Genomic DNA, 625 nt, shown 5'->3' on the forward strand with positions numbered 1-625 from the left:
TTGCCATAATTGCGCAGTGCGCAAAGGCATATATTTGCACGTTGTTAAAATGGTAAGTTGCCTAGTCCTTGTAGTAGGATGTTGAATACTTGACCAGATAAAATTGGGGTATTCAAGATAATGAAGTCGGCGACTGAAGAATTGGATAAGGCTGTTTGCACCCCTTCAAAGGTTAAAACTGACATAAACATCAAAATAAAGAATGACCAGAACCAAGCTGAGAAGAAGCCAAATAGGCCGCCCAAAATGCCGTTCCATTGAATATCCATTTCTTTAAATTTTAAGTCTCTTAAGCCAAAAGCAATTAATTTAGTAACAATCCAGACAAGCAAGATAATTGCTAACAAGGCAACTAATCTAAAGTAAATGATATCCATATTTTGTAATAAAGCTACTGGATAATAGACAAAGGTATTTTCAATATCAAAACCTACATAAGGCACCCATAAGGTTACAAGGTCAACTAGATTTTGATAGAACAAAACGGCAAACAAATACGCGACTAATAGGCCTATAGAATGAATGCCTTGCAGTATAGCCCCTCGATAGACACCAACGCCTATACTAAGTATAAAAAATAATAAAATCAAAAAACTTGTCATGCTTTCCTCCCGTTGGTACCCAT

1 protein-coding gene is annotated in these 625 nt (G+C 36.2%); it reads right to left on the reverse strand.

Going from position 1 to position 625, the window contains the following annotated elements:
* Positions 1-44: 44 nt before the first annotated feature.
* The gene (locus ACRCJ0_RS18290; RefSeq protein ID WP_197557975.1) at positions 45-602 is read right to left on the reverse strand and encodes a CvpA family protein; all 558 of its coding nucleotides are present in this window, start codon (positions 600-602) and stop codon (positions 45-47) included.
* Between the last annotated feature and the right edge of the window lie 23 nt (positions 603-625).

The organism is Aerococcus sp. L_32, assembly GCF_050689315.1.

Coding starts and splice junctions, on each gene's coding strand:
- ACRCJ0_RS18290 (WP_197557975.1), bottom strand. CDS start 602: ATGACAAGTTTTTTGATTTTATTATTTTTTATACTTAGTATAGGCGTT.